Annotated in this window: 24 protein-coding genes and 2 pseudogenes; 5 read left to right on the plus strand and 21 right to left on the minus strand. The window is 52.1% G+C overall.

Annotated features, from left to right (window positions below; genetic code table 11):
• Positions 1-103 precede the first annotated feature (103 nt).
• Positions 104-349 (plus strand): DUF2767 family protein, encoded by a 246-nt coding sequence (locus tag BM427_RS24190; protein WP_090126984.1) that lies wholly within the window; start codon positions 104-106, stop codon positions 347-349.
• Positions 350-540: 191 nt separating this feature from the next.
• Here BM427_RS24190 and BM427_RS24195 read toward each other — a convergent pair whose 3' ends face one another.
• From BM427_RS24195 to parM, 21 genes and pseudogenes are all read right to left on the minus strand, one after another.
• Positions 541-663, minus strand: coding sequence for a type I toxin-antitoxin system Hok/Gef family toxin (locus BM427_RS24195; RefSeq protein WP_286141489.1), 123 nt, complete (start codon positions 661-663; stop codon positions 541-543).
• Positions 608-757: pseudogene (locus tag BM427_RS26190) on the minus strand (DUF5431 family protein); the annotation flags it as partial. The pseudogene BM427_RS26190 and the gene BM427_RS24195, both read right to left, overlap by 56 nt.
• 155 nt (positions 758-912) lie before the next feature.
• Positions 913-1,137 (minus strand): Lar family restriction alleviation protein, encoded by a 225-nt coding sequence (locus BM427_RS24200; protein WP_090126986.1) that lies wholly within the window; start codon positions 1,135-1,137, stop codon positions 913-915.
• Positions 1,124-1,351, minus strand: coding sequence for a hypothetical protein (locus BM427_RS24205; protein WP_090126988.1), 228 nt, complete (start codon positions 1,349-1,351; stop codon positions 1,124-1,126). Before BM427_RS24205 ends, BM427_RS24200 begins: the two co-directional genes overlap by 14 nt.
• Complete coding sequence (locus tag BM427_RS24210; RefSeq protein WP_090126990.1) at positions 1,341-2,087, minus strand: plasmid SOS inhibition protein A; 747 nt, start codon at positions 2,085-2,087, stop codon at positions 1,341-1,343. Before BM427_RS24210 ends, BM427_RS24205 begins: the two co-directional genes overlap by 11 nt.
• On the minus strand, positions 2,084-2,515 hold the full coding sequence (gene psiB, locus BM427_RS24215) for a conjugation system SOS inhibitor PsiB (protein WP_090126992.1): 432 nt from the start codon (positions 2,513-2,515) through the stop codon (positions 2,084-2,086). Before psiB ends, BM427_RS24210 begins: the two co-directional genes overlap by 4 nt.
• A gap of 42 nt (positions 2,516-2,557) precedes the next feature.
• The gene (locus BM427_RS24220) at positions 2,558-4,564 is read right to left on the minus strand and encodes a ParB/RepB/Spo0J family partition protein (RefSeq protein WP_090126994.1); all 2,007 of its coding nucleotides are present in this window, start codon (positions 4,562-4,564) and stop codon (positions 2,558-2,560) included.
• Positions 4,565-4,632: 68 nt separating this feature from the next.
• Positions 4,633-4,845 (minus strand): hypothetical protein, encoded by a 213-nt coding sequence (locus BM427_RS24225; RefSeq protein ID WP_175539151.1) that lies wholly within the window; start codon positions 4,843-4,845, stop codon positions 4,633-4,635.
• A 22-nt stretch (positions 4,846-4,867) separates the two neighbouring features.
• Positions 4,868-5,122 carry a DUF1380 family protein gene (locus BM427_RS24230; protein ID WP_139234466.1) on the minus strand — a complete coding sequence of 85 codons (255 nt, stop codon included), beginning with the start codon at positions 5,120-5,122 and terminating at the stop codon, positions 4,868-4,870.
• Positions 5,123-5,167: 45 nt separating this feature from the next.
• Entirely contained in the window at positions 5,168-5,605 is a 438-nt protein-coding gene (locus BM427_RS24235; RefSeq protein ID WP_090126996.1) for an antirestriction protein, read from the minus strand.
• 456 nt (positions 5,606-6,061) lie between these two features.
• Positions 6,062-6,298, minus strand: a complete 237-nt coding sequence (locus BM427_RS24240; protein WP_090126998.1) for a hypothetical protein — start codon at positions 6,296-6,298, stop codon at positions 6,062-6,064.
• 11 nt (positions 6,299-6,309) lie between these two features.
• Positions 6,310-6,720 carry a DUF1380 family protein gene (locus tag BM427_RS24245; RefSeq protein WP_090127000.1) on the minus strand — a complete coding sequence of 137 codons (411 nt, stop codon included), beginning with the start codon at positions 6,718-6,720 and terminating at the stop codon, positions 6,310-6,312.
• Between the two features lie 85 nt (positions 6,721-6,805).
• Positions 6,806-7,459 carry a DNA methyltransferase gene (locus BM427_RS24250; RefSeq protein ID WP_090127002.1) on the minus strand — a complete coding sequence of 218 codons (654 nt, stop codon included), beginning with the start codon at positions 7,457-7,459 and terminating at the stop codon, positions 6,806-6,808.
• A gap of 485 nt (positions 7,460-7,944) precedes the next feature.
• On the minus strand, positions 7,945-8,409 hold the full coding sequence (locus tag BM427_RS24255) for a hypothetical protein (protein ID WP_090127004.1): 465 nt from the start codon (positions 8,407-8,409) through the stop codon (positions 7,945-7,947).
• A gap of 372 nt (positions 8,410-8,781) precedes the next feature.
• On the minus strand, positions 8,782-9,030 hold the full coding sequence (locus tag BM427_RS24260) for a hypothetical protein (protein ID WP_167518493.1): 249 nt from the start codon (positions 9,028-9,030) through the stop codon (positions 8,782-8,784).
• 58 nt (positions 9,031-9,088) lie between these two features.
• Positions 9,089-10,615 (minus strand): NACHT domain-containing protein, encoded by a 1,527-nt coding sequence (locus BM427_RS24265; RefSeq protein WP_139234467.1) that lies wholly within the window; start codon positions 10,613-10,615, stop codon positions 9,089-9,091.
• Between the two features lie 255 nt (positions 10,616-10,870).
• Entirely contained in the window at positions 10,871-11,107 is a 237-nt protein-coding gene (locus BM427_RS24270; RefSeq protein ID WP_244316522.1) for a hypothetical protein, read from the minus strand.
• A 196-nt stretch (positions 11,108-11,303) separates the two neighbouring features.
• Positions 11,304-11,726: a hypothetical protein gene (locus BM427_RS24275; RefSeq protein ID WP_090127010.1), complete on the minus strand. Its 423-nt coding sequence runs from the start codon at positions 11,724-11,726 to the stop codon at positions 11,304-11,306.
• 41 nt (positions 11,727-11,767) lie between these two features.
• On the minus strand, positions 11,768-12,025 hold the full coding sequence (locus BM427_RS24280) for a hypothetical protein (RefSeq protein WP_090127012.1): 258 nt from the start codon (positions 12,023-12,025) through the stop codon (positions 11,768-11,770).
• A gap of 15 nt (positions 12,026-12,040) precedes the next feature.
• A complete protein-coding gene (locus tag BM427_RS24285; protein ID WP_090127014.1) occupies positions 12,041-12,718 on the minus strand; it encodes a plasmid partitioning/stability family protein in 678 nt (225 codons plus the stop codon).
• 2 nt (positions 12,719-12,720) lie between these two features.
• Positions 12,721-13,692 (minus strand): plasmid segregation protein ParM domain-containing protein, encoded by a 972-nt coding sequence (parM, locus tag BM427_RS24290; protein ID WP_167518496.1) that lies wholly within the window; start codon positions 13,690-13,692, stop codon positions 12,721-12,723.
• Between the two features lie 589 nt (positions 13,693-14,281).
• On the opposite strand from parM, the pseudogene umuC reads away from it, so the two are divergent.
• The 4 genes and pseudogenes from umuC to BM427_RS24315 form a co-directional block, all read left to right on the plus strand.
• Positions 14,282-15,226, plus strand: a pseudogene (gene umuC / locus BM427_RS24300) (translesion error-prone DNA polymerase V subunit UmuC); the annotation flags it as partial.
• Between the two features lie 511 nt (positions 15,227-15,737).
• Positions 15,738-16,499, plus strand: a complete 762-nt coding sequence (gene repE, locus BM427_RS24305) for a replication initiation protein RepE (RefSeq protein ID WP_090127018.1) — start codon at positions 15,738-15,740, stop codon at positions 16,497-16,499.
• Between the two features lie 740 nt (positions 16,500-17,239).
• Positions 17,240-17,875, plus strand: coding sequence for a division plane positioning ATPase MipZ (locus BM427_RS24310; RefSeq protein WP_090127052.1), 636 nt, complete (start codon positions 17,240-17,242; stop codon positions 17,873-17,875).
• 2 nt (positions 17,876-17,877) lie between these two features.
• A complete protein-coding gene (locus tag BM427_RS24315) occupies positions 17,878-18,186 on the plus strand; it encodes a ribbon-helix-helix domain-containing protein (protein WP_090127020.1) in 309 nt (102 codons plus the stop codon).
• Positions 18,187-18,268 lie beyond the last annotated feature (82 nt).

The following is an 18,268-nucleotide window of genomic DNA, read 5'->3' on the forward strand; positions in this document are numbered from 1 at the left end:
GGCCGGAACGGACGGGGAGCCGGAGGGGGCCAGCGCTGTGGTGTTTATGGTGTTGTGATGCATGCTGCCAGTGAGCAAAAAACGCACAGCCGGGAGCATTCTCATGTCAGAAGATGATGCAGAAGAAGCGTTTTACGACGAAACATGCCGGATAGTGGGCCAGTGCTGCCTGATGCTGGCCAGCAACGGCGCGGAAACAGACCGCGCGCAGCTGGTGTACCAGCTTAAACGGCTTTACTGGCTAATCATGGTGGCGACAGAAAAGCACCACACGGGGATTCTGCTGGCCATTGAGCAACTGGAGACGCCGGAGATGTATGAGGAGCGGACGGGAAGGCGAAGGGAGTGAAGCGGGCGCGCCGCAGGCGCATCCGCCCTCCCCGTTCCCCGCAGGGGAACAGCCCTTCCGGGGTTTTGCGGTCGCGACGGAAGGAAAATGGGGCTGCCAGCAGAAACTGACAGCCCCATTGTAAAGGCGCTTTCGGCCATGCCAGAACGCATCAGCCCTGAAAAGGCGGGGTTTCCCCCGCCTCCAGGTTGCTACTTACCGGATTCGTAAGCCATCAAAGCGGCCACCTCCCTGCTTCCGTCTCTGTAGCGAATTTCGCAGAGCGATTTTCGCGTCAGCCAGGTGAATATCAGCAGTGTGAGACACACTATCAGAACGCACCATATGAAAGAGTTCGGTGTCAGCTTCATAGCTTACTTCTCCTTGCCTTCCGGCAGGTAAGCGGCTAATCTGATGTTGTCTAGGCATACAGATGAGCCTCGGGTTAATTGAAAAATTACTCGGGGCTTTCTTCTTTCTGCCTCACAACACGGAACAAACCACCTGAACATCATGAGGCAAAAAGCCTCAAGCGCCACCGCCATTATACCGTAACCCGCACCACTCCCACCAGGCTCAGACAGTCATTTTTGCTGATTTTTCATATCCTTTCCCTGACAGATTGCTCCCGATTGGTGTGTGTCGTTGACTCTCCGGTTCCAGCGGTTTACAACTTCCTGTTCACTTTCCTGAAAGGATGCAGTGGCCTCGCAGCCGCAGCATGATGCCCGAAAATACCCGGACAACCTGCGAATACGGATAACATTGCATCCGCAGAACGGGCATGGCCTGACGTTATCGTGTCTCACCGGGTGCCACCTCAGCGCTTAATACCCGGTACTCCATGACATAATCGGGATACGTGCCACGAATGCGGGATTGCACAACTCCCGCACTGACCAGGCGTTCAAGCCGCCAGGCAGACCGGTTAAGCAGAGCAGGTACATCCCGGAGGATAAACCAGCCACCCGGCATCATCTCCAGAGCTTCTCTGTCAGCAAGGGTCAGCTTTTTAGCCAGCATTTGCGCCCCCCTCTTCTGAGTGACTCAGCTTATCGGGTACACTCCTGCGGTCAGCCCCGCGCAGGCAGTCGGGTTGTTCGTTCACAATATCCCGAAGGACGGAGAACACCACCCACAGAGGGTCGCCAGCGTCCCAGTGCCAGAGAAGTTCGTCCAGCGAAACAAAGCGCCTGCGCCACAGCCAGAACATCGGGGCCAGTTCGTATTCGTGCAGTTCGTCCGACCAGCGCGAATACCATGCCCCCACTGTTTCCGGCGACTGAAAATTCAGATCCACCCGCGCGCGTGCAACCAGGCTCTGATGCAGCATGGCCTCATGGCAGCGGCGTTTGTCTTCCCGCCGCTGTACCTTGTGCCAGCGCAGCTTCGCGCGTTTTTCCGCGCGGGATGTGTTACGCCAGACCACGTCCGGGAACAGACACTGCTGCACCGCCTCCGACATGGGGGAAAAACAGTGCTCCCCCTGACTGACCAGGAGTCGCTCCAGCGCATTTTCCAGTTTATTGAGTGTCCAGAACCTGAAGGACGGATCCCATGCCAGCCCCGGAATCAGCCTGGCAGTGTTGTGCGTGAGCCGGCTCTGGCCTGTCAGACGGCGCAGGAATGCCCGTGTTACCGGGTGATCGTCAGACAGGCGTTTACGCTCCTCACGGCGTTGCTCCACCTCCGCAATGGCCTGAAGCGCAGCCTGCCGGGCCGGATTGAAGGTAACGAGTGAATGTGAGGCGGGGATCATGACACCACCTCCGCGTGCATCAGTTCAGCAATGGTGGCCGCCGTACAGTTAAAACGATGCATTCCGGCGACCTGCGCCAGCAGACCGCCAATTTTCTCAGGCATAAACGCCCCGGACTGGTGAAGGATCCTTATCAGTCTGCCGTCGCGGGCAAGCAGAAACAGCGTCCAGGCCGGAAGCATTTCGCCGGGGCTGCACAGGCAGAGGAAATAGTGATTTTCCCCGTTGGGCGCGTAGCGCAGTTGTACGGGGAACTGACCGCCAAATTCGCTCCGGTATTCGGCATTCACGCGCCAGCCCGCAGGCAGCGCAACCAGACAGGTCGCCGCGTCGCTCAACTGGCGGCGTTCTTCGTCTCCGCTTTCCCGCACGCTTTCAAGATCTGCCGGGAACATGCCATTCAGTACATCGAGAGTGTATTTTTTCATTGTTTTCTCCCGGTTGCCCCCGGCGGGGCAACCGTCTCCTGTTTATGCGGCGTGGTCAGTGTGGGTGATGTTGCTGGCTTCAGCGGTGTCCTGCTGTTCTTCTGGTTCCGGGAGTTTCATCCAGCCCGGAATCCAGCGGGTTTCGGCAATCGTTTTTTCAGCCAGCAGGGCGGCCTCTGTTTTTTTCAGTTTCAGCGCTTCACGGGCGCGGTCTTCGCACCCGGCTTCGGCCAGCGCATCCCCAATCTGGTCTTTGCTGATCCTGCCGAAATAGTTCTCAGCGCCCGGCTGCCACCAGTCGCGCAGGTCAAAGTCCATCGCGGCTTCAAGGTTGTCCAGTTTGCTGGCGCGGGTGTAACCCATTTCCCGCCCCTGCTGACCACTGATACCCGTGGCGATGCAGAAGCCGAGCAGGGCATGAAGGCGGTCAACCGGCCAGGTCAGTAGCCAGGTGAAATCCTGTTCCCACTCCGGCGGCAGTCCGGCTTTCAGGGCACGTTTCATGTCCAGCAGCGTGGTGTACCCCTGCCCTTTTTCCCCGGACGGGGCATCCGTTGTCAGCCCCCACTGCTGACGCAGGGTGATATCCAGGGGCAGCTTCACCAGGTGATTGTGTCTGGCACCAAAGACCTCGCGACACAGCGTCCAGACCAGCAGGGCGACGGCAATGTCCGGTTTTCCGGCAAGCTCCGCCTGCACCGCCAGGGTACGTTCTGACGACATGGCCCTGACCAGTTTTTCAGAGTATTTATCCGCCTCGATGCGGGTGCGGGTTGAGGTGTAGGCGAGGGTTTTCCCGGTGGTTTCCGGCAACCGGCTCTCTGTTCCTGCATCGCCAGTCCCGGTGCCGCTGTCCTCCGTGGCGTCCATATGTTTCACGCCGCGCTGGACGTTGTAACTACCGCACTCATAAGACACCACAACACTGTGCGCCGCCTTAAATTCCGGGGTGAACATGCGCATCATGGCCGCTTCTTCAGTGTCCTCGATCTGCTGCTGGAGGCTGTTTTCATCATCCTCCGCCTCACACACATCGATCTGATCCAGCAGTTTCTGGATTGCGGCCTCTTCTTCCGCCGTCAGTTCCGGTTCCGGAAGCCGCCATTCCGCGTCTTCCCGTAATTCGTCCATCCGGCTGTCGCACCACGCCCAGCCCTCTTCCTGTTTCAGACGCTCAGCCTCCGCCGCCAGTTTTTCCCGCAGCAGCCGTTCGGTCAGGAGACGGTCAGCAAAGCCCTCCCCCTCATCGCTGAACAGGTCGCGATCGGTAATTCCCCCCGCAGCCAGATAGGCTTCCTCACCCACAAAGCGAAACATCGCGGTGGCCATATTTATCTTGATATTGCTGATCTGCGATTTCAGCCATGACACATACGGCATACCACTGCCGAACGTCGCTTTCGCCTGGTTCCAGATTTCAAGCTGACGGGCCTGATCGTGCTCCAGTGTCATCACCTGACACAGTTCCAGGGTAATGCGGTCCTGGGTCAGTTCGTCCAGTAACGCCGGGGCGAGGTTTGCCAGGCTGAGAATGCGCTGGACGTGGCGGGGAGAAAAACCGAAGAGGTCACCAATCTGCGCCGGGGTGCTCCCCTCTGCGGCCATTGCGCGAAAACCGATGATCTGCTCTGCCGGGTGCATGGCTTTATGGCTGTCTTCCGCGAGGGAGGCCGCGCGCGCCAGTTCATTCGGGATGACTTTGTAAGGGATAAACGGCTCACCGGCTCCGATCACCCCCTGTTCAACCAGCAGCCCGGTGCCGCGTCTGCGCCCGTTGCCGCACACCACGCCCAGGGTACCATCGGCGTTTTCGACAACAACGAGGTTATGCAGGATCCCCAGCGACCGGATTGAGGCAGCCATTGCAGCGATTTCATCGTCCGTGTGCTGGATAATACGGGCGTTGTACTCAGACGTCACAAAGCGGGAGAAAGGCGCATAACCGACCGGAGCCAGACGCAGCGTTTCTTCGGCGGCGAGCACGTCCGCGCTCACTTTTTTGCGGGTGGATTTGGTGGCGGGTTTCGCCGTAGTATTCGTACTGACCATTATTGTTTCCTCACAGTTACGGTGGTGGTTATGCCGTAGCCGGATTGCCCTCCGGTTACGGCGCTTAATCAGTTAAGGCGATCAGGGTGTTTCGCCAGCGCGGCAAAGGACGGGTATTTGTCCAGCACCGCCAGTAACCTCTTTCCGGCTTCCGCCTGGCGCTTGTCTGACTCAGAAGAACGCCCCTCACAGACATCCACGGTGGCAATCACACCGGACTTCATATCGGAAAAACGCTGGTACATGCGGGTACTGAACAGAACACGCTCTGAGCCGTTCATCACCTGCCAGTTGCAGCAGTCGTTAAAACGGGCGGGCTTCCTCCGCGCGCAGATTCTCCAGGAGGCAAAGCAGGGTTTCCACGCCCACGCCGCCCTCATGAAGTCCGTCCAGTCCGGCAATCAGGCCGACAATCTGCGCGGCGGTGTCTTCCGTCACGCTGTCATCGTCCAGACAGGCCAGCACATCCTCTTTTGCCCAGACAATCAGCGTCAGCGGCTCGTCCGGGGTGTATTTTTCAGTCAGTTTTGCGCACAGCGCGTTCACGGTTCCGTACATGGTGTTATCTCTCTTCAGGGGGCGGCCACGCCGCCCCGGTGGTGTTCAGTCAAGGGCGCGGAAAATCGCGGCCGCTTCCGGGTGGGATTCTGCATACGCCATTAACTGGCGGTGACGCTGGCAGTACAGGCGGCAGAGTTCTTCCTCGTCATGGTGGTCATACATCCAGCTCCGGTGGTTCAGTACCAGGGCCGTGATGACTATTCCCGCCGCTTCACTTCCCAGGGTCAGATCGGCGAAATTCTGCGGATTAACGAAATGCCAGCGTTCTTCCCCCTCCGGTTTCATAAAGCCGCCCCCCTCCGGCAGCGCGGCATACGCCCACACACCGCCGTCATACCCGTCCAGATAACGGCTGGCGTAGAGGTAGACGTTGTTTTCGGCGCGGATGCAGTCGTCACCAAACAGAGCGTGCAGGAAACTCAGAGACACGTAGCCATCAAGGACACGCGCGGGTTGAAAGTCAGGGGTTGAAGTGTGCATATATAGTCTCCGCTGTTAAGGATGAATACAGGTTCGGCCTGTGCCGTGACTGAATGGCAGCCCGGCGAAAAGCGGAGTGTTCAGGAGCGACGACGAGGCCGCAGCGCAAGCGAGCGCGAGGCGGGATTACGCACGGCGGTGACGCGAAGCATGAGCGGAGGCGCGACGGGAGTAAGCGCGATGAGGCGAGTGCGAACGGGGGAGGAGGCGAGCTTGCGATCTCTTGAACACGCAGCGGCCGGGCTAAAGTGAAGTCACGGCACCGGCCGCAGACCGCACGGACGGGGTTTTCTGCCCTTCCCCGCCGCCGGCGGAAAGACAGCGGCGCGCAGCAACATCCTTTTCCACAGCGCAACTGCACAGTGCGGGCATAACCCTGTGGATAAACGCCGGGCGGCCCTGGTGGCAGCGAAAAAAACGGGAGAGGTCATAAAATAACCACCCCCGTCCCGGTCATCACCGGCTCAGGCAGCGCCGCAGCCGGGCGACACGCCGGGATGCGTCATGCAGCGCGTCGTTAATGTCCTCCACGGCCAGCATGGCAAGCCGGGTTTCAACACGATCACTGTCACGCGGCCAGCGCTGGCGCATCGTATGAATCCGCAGGTACACCGCCGTCAGGGCATCATCGATGGCGGCCACATCCGCCATCAGCTCACTGCCGGTTGCCGTCTCAGGGGTCTGTCCGCTCATGGTGTTCCCTCTCATGCTGCCATCAACTGTTTAAGGGCGTTCAGGGCAGCAAGTCCCCGCGCCACCGTCTCCGGCGTGCTCCTGCCGGCATTCCCGGCCCGCACATCCTCCTCATTCAGACAGCGCTCAGCCCAGTTGCTCACCTGTTCCAGCAGTGCAGCCGGCACGCTGACCATCTGCGGCGCCGCCCGCAGCCCGGCCAGCAGTTCCAGTACCGTACCAAAGGAAATCCCCTCTTCTGCATGGTCGCCGCTGCCGGTGCTGCCAATCTCCGCCAGAATGTGGTCGGCTTCCTGCTCCGTCATGTCCTCCGCCGCGCCCATAACGGTTTCGCGGGTCCAGACCAGCAGGGCAAATTTTTCGGTGTCGCCAAAGGCGCGTTTCAGTTTTTTGTTCAGTTCCTTACGGGTTCCGTACAGCATGATTTTCTCTCTTCTTACTCTGTATTCGCGTCGCGGGTGGCGAACGCCGCCCGCCGTGTCGTTGTGTGCGTGTGGTGCCGGGGCATCACGCCGCAGCCGGGTGCATCAGGGCGCGCTGTTCGCCGAGGCGGCGCAGCCCGGTGGCGTGGTACTGCGCCATCAGCTCGATACCAATCCAGCGACGTCCGCACTGGTCGGCGGCGACACAGGTCGAGCCGCTGCCGGCAAAGGGGTCCAGCACCAGGTCACCGGGCCGGGTGAAACTCTCAATCAGCGGGCGCAGAATGCTGACCGGCTTTTCAGTCGGGTGGTGGCGGTTACCGGTGTATTCCCAGGGCATCACGTCCGGCAGCGGGTTTTGCGGCAGCGCCGGGCGGCCTTTCGCCAGGACATAGGCGCTTTCGTGCTGGTAGCCGACAAAAGCGGATTTCGAGGCATAGGATTTGGTGAAGACCAGATGGCCCACGACGCGGAAGCCGGCCGCTTTCCAGGCCTGCATGAAGATATCGACGCGGTTCCAGCCATAAAAACTCACGGCCAGGCTGTTATTTTTCAGTACGCGGTACATCTGCTGGCTGGCCGGCAGTACCCATTCGTCGTTAACGTCGTTGGCGATCGAACGGCCGGAACGGTCCTTAAAGCCGACGAGGTACGGCGGGTCAGTGAGAATGAAATCGATGCTGGTATCCGGAAAGGTGGCCATCAGCTGCACGCTGTCACCCTGCATGAAACGGGACATGTTCTGCTCCTGTGTATGAAGGGGCACCCCTGTGGTGCCGTGACCGCCACACAGACGGGCGAACAGCTGAGCAAACAAGTGCGGACGCGAAGCCGCACGCGCCGCCGGAGCGGACTGAATGTCCCGCGCACGGCGGGGAACGGGTGAGCAGGCCGGCGGCAGCTTCGCTTGTTTGAGAAGCAGCCCGTCTACAGTGAGGGCACGGCACTTCCGGCCCGCCGCCGGGCGGACGGCAGGACGGATGGCGGCAGAGAAGCGGAGCGCAGCGACAGCCTTATTCTGTCATCAGGATGATGTGCGTAATAAATTGTGTTAAGTCAATATATTCATTGATGATTAATGGCTGTTACAGTACGACGACTATACTTGGTGGTATAAAGAGCACAGGGTTTCGGTGCCACAGGGTGTTAGTTGTCGGCAGGAGATGATGTCCCCTGCCCTTTTTTTCGCTTTCCTCTCTTCCTCAGCGCACTACCTTCCGTTCATCAGCTTTTAACGCTGTCAATCGCCATCTGAAGTACATCCCAGTTCAGACCGATCGCGGCATCATGGTTTTTCTGTGCCACTTTCATGGCCAGTCGTATCTGCTCATCTGTCAGGCTGGCATCGAGCGCGAGGAAATCCTCCCGCAACCAGAATGTGCCGCAGCAGAGTGCATCTGCCGGGTAACGTGACAGCCGGTCAGTGAAGGCGGCCACCGTACACTCCCCTGCGTCAGGCTGGCGCGCAGCAAACACCCCGTCCGCCACATCATTCCAGCACCAGTCCTCATGCGCCGGGCACGGCGCATCGATGTCCTGCAGCGTCATACCCGGTATGCTGAGCAGACCGGTGATAATGTCATCGAGACCGTCAGCCCGGTCGCCCGGCTCCGTACTGATCAGGTACCAGCCATCCAGGTAAATGGCCATTTCACCGCTACTGAGCGTGATGCGGGTCAGTTTCTGCATATCTGTGTCTCCGGTTAATGCGGCACCGTTTGCGCCGTGCCGGCACAACAGTCCGGCGAAAAGTGGAGGACGGAAGGGCGTCAGCGAAGCCGCACGCGCCGTCGACAGCGGGCTGAATGCGCCGCTTCGACGGGGAACGGGTGAGCAGGACGACAGGGTGAACCCTTCCGGACGCAGCGGCCGGACTAACGTGAAGGCACGGCGTGTTAATTGGTCAGGACAGAAAGGTTTTAAGTATTGAATGTTTGCTTTGTGCCCTAAGCGGGCACCCCTGATTATCCGGTAATAGCTTTTCTGCCCTTAGAGCTAGTTATTTAAGAAAAAAATAATTGAAATGGATCTATGGATTTAAAAGACAAACAAATAATTATATTAAAAATTAAAATAATCAGTCGAGTTCAACAAATTTTTTCTGTTATTTAATTTATCAACAGCTTTATTAAATTTCTTTCTAACGAGCACATCCACACCTAGTTCTAATACCTCAGTAGCGGTTGTTTCAGGTAAATTTTTAAATTCAAGTATTTTTCTAACACTTAATTTACAGAAACCATCATCTAACGAACTCTCATTCATTTTAATAAGTTTTATTAATTCTTGATTGGTTAATTCTATCTTCATAAAATTTAGAGAAAACATAAGCACATTCAAAATTAGGCTTGGATAGGAATCGGATGCATCAAATATAAAGTTTGTTTTTTTCTACCTCATAGCTCTCCTTATTACCTGTTTTGAAGAAATTTAATTTAGCTCGAATATAAACCTTATCCAAAAAAACTACACAAATAGAGGTTGGGATTGTGTAATTGTCAATTTTACCACACGGAGAAGGAAGAGATAAAAAATCAGTTACTGCAGGAACAAACCCATACTCAAAGTAGTTGTAATAATCTAACTCTTCAAGAAAGAATAAAGAATTATTAAATGTAGTGTAAAATGAATAATCATGAAAACATTTTTTATAAAATGAAAACTTTTTATTATGCGGCAATGAAATAATAAAAGATGCTGCAAAAAACTCTTGAATTGATTTGTGAATAAAGCGATATTCATTAAAACCATCTTCTGTTATCAAGTTTGTGATAGATAACAGCTCTTTTATAATTTTCTCAGCTATAGCATTTTCTTCGTTAAGATAACTGAGTGAAGTCGAGACTAAATGAACTAATTTTTCATAATTGAACCCATTTAATCCATCCCTGAGGGAAACAAAACATAAACAATCAAAAAGCTCTCTATAAATTCGTCTATTATCATTCCAATAGCGCTCTCTATATACTTTTCCTTTAATATTATCATGACGATAAAAAACAGTATCGAAAATATTTGAATAAAACTGAGATAATGTACTTGGTATGTTTTCACCCAGGTTATAGCTCAAGCAAAATAAAACAACTAATATAGGTGATTTGAGTATGGAATCATTCTTAGCATGCAATGGACTACGTTTTAATGCACCACATAGTTCATCACATTTTTCTTGATCTGACGCTGTCATTTTGATAATGCCAAAAATTTGTTCTTCTGTTAATTCACATACTGAAAACGTTCTGAACTCTGACAAAGTATCGATTTCTGTATCAGGCCTGCTTGTACAAATTACATGGCAGTTAAATGAGTTAATGAAACGTTTTATTTCATCAATTAACTCATTTCTAAATTCAGGTTTGACCTCATCAAAAGCATCAAGGTATATCTTAACATTACTATCTGAAAGTAATTTTTTAAGGGCGTATTCTGATATCTTAACACCAAAATGACTTAAGGATTTTGATATTGCTAGTTCTAAAGTCCCTCCATTATAATTTTTAAGCTCATAGAAAACAGGAAGTCTACTAAATCTTTTGGCATTATTAGATAGTAATTTTCTTAGTAGCGTTGATTTTCCCTGCCCTGCGAGCCCTTTTATTAATATGGCTCTATCATTGTCTAAGGCTGTAAAATTGTTTACTTCTTGTCTGGTCTGGGTTCCGGATGCCATTAGATCAATGGGAACAAAAATTTCATCAATATGAAAACATTTATCTTGAGAAACTAACGTTTTAATATTTAGATTTTTTTCACAATATTCCAGGTAATGATCTTTAAATTTTAGAATATCTAAAAGCTCATATTTTTTGACTAAAAAATCATATACGGATGATATTGTTTTTTTTGCAGCCTCATTAGCCGCTGAATTTAACATCGTTCCAGTAACCTCGCCCATGGATACACGTAGATCCTATTTTAGTAATTTAATAAATTCATTATACCAATAAAGATTATGTTGTGCCCCTTTTGGATGTCCCACATTTGCTACTAGCCACAATTGCCGGTGTCAGTACCGCCAACACGATGAACGCAACGGAAGCCGCCGAAATATCAGTCCGCGCCGTGTCAGAAGAAAATGTTCACGGACTGATATTTCTCATTACCCTCTGTTTTCACTCAGGAAAGGAAAGCCCGCATGGCCTGAATACGTTCATGCAGCCGGATACGGGCCTCCCAGTGATTGAAAGTAGTACACCGGCGTGTGGCGGGTACGGTTCACCGTCAGTGCCAGCGAATTCCCTGTGTTCACGATGGCCGGTATCCCCAGCAGGCTCAGCTGGATGAACGTCATATCGGCCGCGAGGGGATCGATATCGGTTGCCGTGACCAGCAACTGCTCAGCCGGATTTAATTCCAGCGCCAGCATCACTTCGGCGAAGACTATCACCGCCTGCCCCACTGGTGGGTTCGCTCAGCGCCACCGGGGCTGAGAATGGCGCGGCCCCGTCACGCAGGGCGTGACGGCCATCTGCGTGCCGGTGAAACCGGCACAGTGAAGCGGCGTGGCCGTAGGCCACTGTGAGCGCATAAAAAAACCCGCCAGAGGCGAGTTTAGTCCCAGTAAATCGACTATACGCGAGGAGTTAACCAGAAATGTGGTTGTAATTGCACCATGCCATAAAGGGGGTGGCGTTGTGATAAGCCCATGTCCACGCATGCATACCAACGTACCGTTCGTGGATTTTGTCCTGCTCCTCCATCATCTTTTCGTATTCCACATTATTTGTGCTGTTATTGACGGCTTTGTCCATTTCAGCTTTTACGGCAGGAGATGCTTGCAGATAGTCTTCTGAGTCCTTCACTTTCTGAATAACGCTTATTTTCGCATCATCAGGTTTAACAGCATTGCTCAGCTGATGATTATATTCAGCAGCAGCCTGTACAATAATCGAGCTGATTTTACCGCAGTAATCCTGAACCTTCGCTTGTTGTATATCATCCGCAGCCATTGCTGAAGCCGGGAAGATAGACGCTATTAACAGCATCAATGCTTTCTTATAAAACATGAAGTTATCCTTTTATTATCAATGATATATTCTTGTAAGAACTATGTTGTCTTGTTTTCTTCATCAAAGGCAAGTAGCACCCCCAGACAGACAAGGCTACCGTAGATTACCTGCAGCAGGATGATCGCCCACAGGCTGGCATGATCCAGAATAATCAGCGGAACAATGAACAGGATGCTGAGCAGCAGCAGCCCCCTCCCCGTCTTTCGCATCCGGCTGTGCAGCTGCGCCTCCGGAACACCGGCGCGGCGCAAAAAGCCGGTAACCAGTTTTTCAGCACTCTGTTTGATACGTCCCATAGGTGGTCATCCGTTTTAAAAATGTTTTTTCATATTCTGACGGAGCACAGACTGCTCAGCAGGCGGTGCGGCCTGCTCCGGGGGGCTGTCCTCTTTTCCGCCACTGGCCCTGGCTGCTCCTTCAGCGGTACCGGAAACCGTGACGCCGGCAACCTGTGAGGTCAGAAGCCGCAGCGCCTCAATACTGTCGGGAGGAACCGGCATACTGGCCAGCAGACGCGGGAGGCGCGGGTCAAGGGTGTGCAGCGCGAATCCGGCAATAATCAGGTTACGCAGCAGCATGCCGCGCTGCCGGGAAGGAGTGCCCTCCAGAAGCGCAGCCACCTGCCGGGACTCCGCGCTGTCCGGTAATAACAGCGTGAAGCGCCGGCGATCCGTTTTATCCGTCTGGCCGGAAACACTGCCCGTGACGCCAGGCAGCGTCTCTGCCGGCGGAAACAGCGCGCGGTCATACTGCCCGGTCAGCGCAGCAAGCAGACTGACCAGCTGACCATACCGCAACTGCCCGTTAAACAACTCCGTCACCAGACCCGGAAGCCGGTTATCTGCCCGGTAAAGCACGCTGCCGGCAATGGCAGCCGTGCGGATGAATTCTCCCCGCAGCGGCTGGGAGACGGTTTCCAGCGTACCGGCTGCCAGCATGTCGGTACGGTCGTCAGTGTGAAGATAAAAGGAATATTTGCCTGCAGGCACGGTCAGCCCTCATGGTGATAACGGGCTATCTCTCTGGCAAGAGCCATCTGCGGATCGCTGATGACCTCAATTCGTTCCGCTGACAATGGCCATGCTTTACGAACGGACGGCTCAATCAGGGCAGCTCCACCACCGACCAGGAAAATCCGGTTCACGTTCCGGTGTCTGGCCAGCTCGCTGACGACCTGAGAACCCAAGGTGTCGATAGCTTCTTCAATTTTGTCAGTAACATAATCAATTCTGTTCCCATCATTAATGATGCGGTTCAGAAATGCACGATCTTTCCGGTTGCGTACAACAGTATCTGCAATCAGCGGGCTGGTTTCACTTTCGGCAGCCCGCAGTGCAGCCTGAGCCGCCCGCGTCACCATCGATACCCCGACAGACGGATTACCGTGCACCGCGCTGATATCGTCAAACTGACCGACAATCACACCGGCATCAAGCGTGGTACCGCCAATATCGATGATGAGGGTGGTTTCCGATGGCGCTGGCTTCAGTTCCGCAAGGCGAGTGAAGGCTGCCGGCAGGGATTCCGGCATAACGGTCACATCAGTGATGACAAAGCGTTCACGTTTGTTTACCACAATGTCCCGCAGCAGGTTCTCTCGTTTGCGGCGGATATTCACTTCGTTTTTCTGGCAGTCCTGATCGTAGTATTCGCTCAGGGGAAGCGTTACCGTGAGCGTGACCTCCTGGGGTACCAGCCCACTGTTCAGCAGAGCATGATGTACCGCCAGCAGATTCAGATCACCGTACTGGTATTCGACGTTTGTTGTCGGCACTGCATCACGGCTGACACTATCCCACGTGTACTTCAGGTTTCCGATCTGATAATTGAATGCCCCGGCCCCGAAATCCGCCACTTTCCAGCCATGCCGGAAGGAGTTCGCCGAGAGGCGGGTCTCCAGCTCGTCGCCGTCAAACCAGGCCAGCTTGACGTTGGTTGAGCCATCGTCACAATATAAATTTATCATAATGCACCTTTTAATGCTCCCAATTTGAGTACATCTTAAGGGTTGCTCTCATAAATGCAAACATAAAATACTCAATTTAAGCATTAATAAAAACTCAAAACATATGTACTCACTGAGCAAGGAACATACAACAGGGCAGTAGCGGGATCTGCGAACCATGCATCGCCGTTATGCGAAGCCAGTGCCGCTTTCCGTCGCCCCGTTCTGGTAAAATTTCCCCTAAAAACTGCGTTTCGGCATAAGAAAGCATGACAAAAAACATCAAGGATACATTTAAAGGAGAATAAAACCATGTATGAAAGCTATACACATCAGGCAGTACCGTCGAAACGGTACTGAGAACTGCTTGGCACCGCGCTTTGCGTTTTTAATTCAAATAACAGCTTTGTTATTGAAAATATCCTCAATAAAGACACAAACAGGAAATACAGCTGGTATGAATTGATTGATAAAACATCGGGGCAACTTGAAGATGAAATAAAAGTAACAATAACTCAGGCTTCAGATGAAAAAAATATCCAATATTTTCAAATAGTTATATTTAATTCGAAACAGGATAATGCATGGTTATCAGGTTACCGCTGAAATGGATAATGCGCTCAGATTTGAGGAGTTCAGCGTGCATCTGCGAGGGCATGTTTATGCCTGTACCCGGCTGACGATCGGCGTCGGAATGGGTCCTACCAAGACGCTGGCTAAATCTGCGCAGTGGGCATCGAAAGAATGGCCGGTGTTCAGGGGAGTACTGGCACTGACTCCCGGAGATCCGACCCGTACGGCAAATATGCTGTCGCTTCAGCCTGTGCAGGAAATCTGGGGGGTGGGCAGCCGTATCGCCCGAAAGCTGAACACGATGGGAATTACTACCGCGCTTCAGCTGGCGCGTGCCAATACCGCCTTTATTCGTAAAAATTTTAATGTAGTGCTTGAACGTACAGTCCGGGAACTGAACGGTGAGAGCTGTATTTCGCTTGAGGATACCCCACCGCCGAAACAGCAGATCGTATGTTCCCGATCGTTCGGTGAACGGATCACGACCTACGACGCCATGCGACAGGCTGTCTGCCAGTACGCAGAGCGCGCTGCCGAAAAATTGCGTGGCGAACACCAGTACTGCCGGCATATTTCCGTATTCATTAAAACCTCTCCGTTTGCCACTGAACCCTACTATGGCAACGTGGCAGGCGAAAAACTGCTGACGGCCACTCAGGACACACGTGACATCATTGCAGCCGCTCTGCGTGCGCTGGAACGCATCTGGCGCGACGGCCACCGGTATGCAAAGGCGGGTGTCATGCTCAACGATTTTAGTGGCTCCGGTATTGCCCGACTGAACCTCTTTGATGAGCAACCTCCCCGCCCTCACAGTCAGGAATTGATGAAAGTAGTCGATGGCATAAATCATTCCGGGCTTGGCCAGATTTGGTTTGCCGGTCGTGGCATTGCCCCACACTGGAAAATGAAACGGGAGATGCTGAGTCCAGTATACACAACGCGCTGGAAAGAACAGCCTCTTGCCCGCATTGGCTGAGGTGAGTAATCCGGGCACGAATGTCTCATAAGCACGGCAGGACGCCGTGCGTTGGCTCGATCTGACTATATGCACGGGATAAAACCGGTAACCCGGTACAGCTGGACAGGGTTTATCTGTCCGGGTGTACCGGGTTGGGCAAGCCCGGAGGAACCGGGCGCGGCAGCTGTACTTTGATCTCGATGTTGTCCCCCGTGTAGTAAAACTTTTTATCCACATATCCACTGGCTATTTTTATAAGATCTTTTTACTAAGGTTTTTAGATCTACCTTTTTAGATAGGCCGCTGGACCAGAGCTGGAGGAGCTTCCAGCGTAGTGTGTGTGACAATTCACCCTTAGCCTGTGACAATCTGCCCTCAACAGAGGGGTGTAAGCGTGACAAAACACCCTCAACTCTGTGACAAATTGCCCTCGGTTATAGAGCAGAATCACAGGCTTATTCATGTCGGTTGACTATCTTTGAATAAATGTGACAATCTCAGGACTTGTCACACTTAACATGGAAAGGTCATGACCGAAACAGCCCTGATCAATCAGCCAAAACGCAAGAACAGTCCACGAATTGTTCAGTCGAACGAACTGACGGAAGCCGCATACAGTCTTTCTCGTGATCAGAAACGCATGCTGTATTTATTTGTCGACCAGATCCGAAAAAGTGATGGCACTCTGCAGGAACATGACGGGATCTGCGAAATTCATGTAGCCCAGTATGCCTCAACGTTCGGCCTCACTTCAGCTGAAGCAAGTAAGGATATTCGACAGGCCCTTAAAGGGTTTACCGGTAAAGAGGTGGTCTTCTATCGCCCAGAGGAAGACTCCGGGGATGAGAAAGGTTATGAAACCTATCCCTGGTTCATCAAACGCGCCCACAGCCCTGCCAGAGGCGTTTACAGCGTACATATCAACCCTTATCTCATTCCGTTCTTCATAGGTCTTCAGAACCGCTTTACGCAATTCCGTCTGAGCGAAACGAAAGAGATCACCAATCCCTATGCGATGCGTCTGTATGAATCGCTTTGTCAGTATCGTAAACCTGACGGTTCGGGAGTGGTGTCCCTTCGCGTAGACTGGCTGATGGAGCGCTACCAGCTTCCGCAGAGTTACCAGCGCATGCCGGATTTTCGCCGCCGTTTCCTGCAGGCATCCGTTGATGAAATTAACAGCCGGACACCAATGCGTCTTTCGTACATTGAGAAGAAAAAAGGTCGTCAGACTACCCATATCGTATTTACATTCAACGACATATCTTCACTTTCCCCCTCTATTATCTGAGGGCAGAATGTCACACATGGCCCTTTAGAAAAAGGGCTGTTTGTCACACTTGGTTTCTTCAGAAATTGCACACCAAAATCTGCAATAAGTCTATGAGGGCAATTTGTCACACTTGTGATGGCCGATTTCATACGCGTTGTGACAAATTGCCCTGAAATCTGCTCAGCAATAAGTGCAATTTGTCACCGGAACTGCGTAAGGTCCTTACTTTCACGGTAAGGGTTATTTGTCACAAATCACAGCTGTGACCACTCAGGGCTATTTGTCACAAATGGCTGAACATGCCTGTGAGGGCAATTTGTCACAGATGGATGGACATGCCTGTGAGGGCGATTTGTCACAGATGTCTGTTGGCCACCTTTATTGGACTTCAAATACGGTTCGCCAAAAGTAAGTGTCTACATGGGCTGACCTCTCTGCCACATCCCTCCACGGTGTAAATATATGTGGTTCAATTAACCGGACCTTCCAGATTAGCATCGTAAAATTCTTTTCATTCGCCAGGCCGCCAGGCTCTTTAAATCCCTGACGGAGTGAACAAGCTGTTACGGGATCTATGCGATTTTCATAATTCACACATCATAAGTATGAAGTAATAAAATAAATATAACATGTATGATTTCATACAAATGAAATCATAAGTATGAAATAATACATCATAAATATTCTCAGCTTATTGACATTAGAATACAGGCAAGTTAATAAATCATACTTCACAAATCATACTTATGAGGCTTGGAATGATTACAGTCATCGGTGGTAACAAAGGTGGGTCAGGAAAGACAACAACCGCAGTGAATATTGCCGTTGCGCTGGCGCTTAAAGGGCAAGATGTTTGCTTACTGAATGCTGATTTGCAGCGTTCCGCTGCAAAATGGCATGCGGAGCGTGAAGCAGCAAATATAAAACCCACAATCACTTTGATAGAAAAATTCGACAACCTGACATCCACCTTACGTGCCCTCGATGAAAAGTATTCTCATGTCATCGTGGACGTTGCAGGACGTAACTCGCGTGAATTTATAACTAGCGGTGTTGCTGCGCACCAGATAATTGCTCCTTTGCAATGCTCGCAACCTGATCTGGACACGCTTGTAGAACTACAACAACAGATTGAAGCAATGCGAGATCTTAATCCTGACCTTAAGGTTTTTTGCCTCCAGAGTATGGGAACGACCAACCCAGTATTACGAGGCAACGAGAGAAAGGAATTTCTTGAGTATCTTGAAGAATTTCCAACAATCAAAACAATGGAAACCGTCATTTGCTTCCGTAAGGTGTACAGAGATTGTATGAGTAACGGAACCGGAGTGTTGGAAACTGAAAACAAAGCTGCAATTGAAGAGATTGAGCAACTGGTGTCAGAGGTATTTTGATCATGGTAAAAAAACCCAGCATGCAGGCTTCAGCAACCCGGACGAGTGTAACAGACGAAGAGGCAGATGCGCTTGCACGACGTCTGTCAGATAAGCCATATGGCTCGCCTGAAAAAATTGAAGAAGTGAAGCCAGAACAAGAGAAGCAGTGCCGCACAACGATATCTCTTGGGGAGTCGATGTTACGAAAAACAGAAGACCTTGCGCTTCAAAACAAACGAAACGGTAGAGACCCTAAAAACGTAAGCGCGATAGTCAGAGAAGCTCTGGAACTGTACTTTGAAAAACTCTCTAAAAATATGAATTCATAAGTATTACTTCATAAGTATCACTTCATAAATATTACTTCATAAGTGTGAGTTGTTAAGTATTAATAGGCCTTCTCTGCGGAGG

This window comes from Kosakonia arachidis (assembly GCF_900116535.1).
Lineage (GTDB): Bacteria > Pseudomonadota > Gammaproteobacteria > Enterobacterales > Enterobacteriaceae > Kosakonia > Kosakonia arachidis.